This window comes from Micromonospora sp. M51 (assembly GCF_018070305.1).
Classification (GTDB): Bacteria; Actinomycetota; Actinomycetes; order Mycobacteriales; family Micromonosporaceae; genus Micromonospora; species Micromonospora parva.
Genome location: NZ_JAGPXZ010000873.1, coordinates 1 through 2,345 on the forward strand (window position 1 = coordinate 1; position 2,345 = coordinate 2,345).

The following is a 2,345-nucleotide window of genomic DNA, read 5'->3' on the forward strand; positions in this document are numbered from 1 at the left end:
ATGAGCTTCTCCTGAGCGACCTTCGCGCGCATGTAACCGCTGTCCGGGATCCGGTCGCTCCCCACGATGGAGAGCGCCACGTAGTGATTCACCCCGGCGTCCGACGCGGCGGCGAGGAGCGTCCGGGTCGAGGTCTCGAAGAACTCCAGTACGGCGGCGTCCTCGAACGACGGCGAGTTCGACGTGTCGACGACGACCTCGGCCCCGGCGAGCGCATCGGCCACGCCCTCGCCGGTCAGGGTGTTCACGCCGGTCTTCGGCGATGCCGCCACCGCCTCGTGGCCCTGGGCGCCGAGGCGGTCCACGACCTTGGAACCGATGAGGCCACTGCCCCCGATGACGACGATCTTCATGGTCGGACCACATCCTGTCTGCACTGGGTTGAGTCGTGCTGCCCATCAGTAAGACGGAAAGCGTGCGCGGATGCAGGACAATCGCCGGAGAAAGCGTCTTACGGAGATCACGCCATCAGTGGAGGTCGACGTGGCCACGGTGTCCCACCCCGTGTTCGCCCGGGTGTACGAGCGACTCAGCGTCGCCATGGACCGCGCCGGCACGGCGGCGTTCCGGCGGGAGCTGGTCGCCGGCCTGTCCGGCCGGGTGATCGAGATCGGTGCGGGCAACGGGCGGATGTTCGCCCACTACCCGCCGTCTGTCACCCAGGTCCTCGCTGTCGAACCGGAACGGCGGCTGCGGGCCGCCGCCGAGCGCGCCGCCGCGGATGCGCCGATTCCGGTCACCGTCGTCGACGCTCTGGCCCAGGCGCTGCCCGCCGCGGACGGCGAGTTCGACGCGGCCGTGGTCGCGTTGGTGTTGTGCACGGTGCCCGATCAGGCGAGCGCGTTGGCGGAGATCAGCCGGGTGCTGTGCCCCGGAGGCCAGGTGCGGTTCTTCGAGCACGTGGCCGCCGAGGAGGCCACCGGCCTGCACCGCGCCCAACGTCTCGTCGACGCCACCGTGTGGCCGAGGCTGTTCGCGGGCTGCCACACCAACCGCGACACCGTCGCGGCGATCGCAGCGGCCGGCTTCGAGGTGACGCAGCTGCGCCGGTTCCGCTTCCCGGCCACCAGCAACAGCCCATCCTCGCCCTGCGTCCTCGGCCGTGCGATCAGGCCGGTCCCGGCCGTCCGGCGATAGGCCGAGATCTGCTCGGTCGCCCCGGGTGCGCACCCGCCGCTTGTCGAAACCGGCGAACAAGAATGCGAATATCTGTCCTATTCAGATAGATGCGCGTCGGTCATTGCGCCAATTTGCCCCCATTTGAACACCCGCCGTGATGTGGTAGTCAACGCGCTTATCGGCGCCATACAGGCCATATCACGCAGGACGCCACTGGCTTGACGTCTCCTGCGAGTAGTACCCACGGAGGGTGTTCTGTGACAGCTAAACCCAAACACTGGCTACGGCGACAGGTGGTCCTGCCGGCGCTTGCGGCCGGCGCAGCCGCCACAGTGGCAGCCAGCCTGCTGCTCTTCAGCTCGACCGCAGCCAACGCGCAGGAAGCACCGGTCAACCTGGGCACGGCGGCCGACTTCTCCGTCCTGGCCGGAGCCGAACCCACCAACACCGGGCCCAGCTTCCTGGCTCAGAGCCTCGGTCGGTACCCCGGAAACACCGCGTCCGGATTCGAGACGGCAACCATCGGCGGCGAGGTGCACCTCGGTGACGCTGTCGCTCTACAGGCTCAGAGCGACCTGACCATCGCCTTCAACGATGCCGCCGGCCGGACGCCGTTCACCAACCTCCCGGCGGAGCTGGGCGGCAACACGCTCAACGAAGGGGTCTACCGGATCGGAGCCGCCCAACTCACCGGACCGTTGACGCTCAACGGCCAGGGCGACCCGTCCGCCGTGTTCATCTTCCAGGTCGACTCCTCGCTGACGACGGCGTCGAACAGCAGCGTCGTCCTGATCAACGGGGCTTCGGCCTGCAACGTGTTCTGGAAGATCGGCAGTTCGGCGACGATCGGCACGGGCACCACCTTCGTCGGCACAATCATGGCGCAGGCCGCGATCACGATGGCCACGGGCGCGACCCTGCAGGGCCGCGCGCTGGCACGCACCGCCGCCGTCACCCTGGATACCAACGTCATCACCGCACCGGTCTGCGCCGGGCCGACCGGCCCACCCGGACCCACCGGCCCGCCCGGACCCACCGGCCCGCCCGGGCCGACCGGCAGCCCCGGTGCGCCCGGCAGCCCTGGTGCCCCCGGCAGCCCTGGTGCCCCCGGCAGCCCCGGGGCGCCCGGCAGCCCCGGGGCGCCCGGCAGCCCTGGTGCCCCCGGCAGCCCCGGAGCACCCGGAGCGCCCGGTAGCCCTGGAGCACCCGGAGCGCCCGGCGTACCT

At 70.2% G+C, this 2,345-nt stretch carries 3 protein-coding genes; 2 read left to right on the top strand and 1 reads right to left on the bottom strand.

What is annotated here, in order from left to right:
• Window positions 1-353: SDR family oxidoreductase (locus KBX53_RS30020; protein WP_210863048.1), on the bottom strand; the 353-nt coding region annotated here is incomplete at its 3' end.
• Window positions 354-483: 130 nt separating this feature from the next.
• Here KBX53_RS30020 and KBX53_RS30025 point away from each other — a divergent pair.
• Window positions 484-1,137 (top strand): class I SAM-dependent methyltransferase, encoded by a 654-nt coding sequence (locus KBX53_RS30025; protein ID WP_030333951.1) that lies wholly within the window; start codon window positions 484-486, stop codon window positions 1,135-1,137.
• Window positions 1,138-1,376: 239 nt separating this feature from the next.
• Window positions 1,377-2,345 (top strand): ice-binding family protein (locus KBX53_RS30030; protein WP_210863050.1); only part of this gene is annotated, 969 nt, incomplete at its 3' end.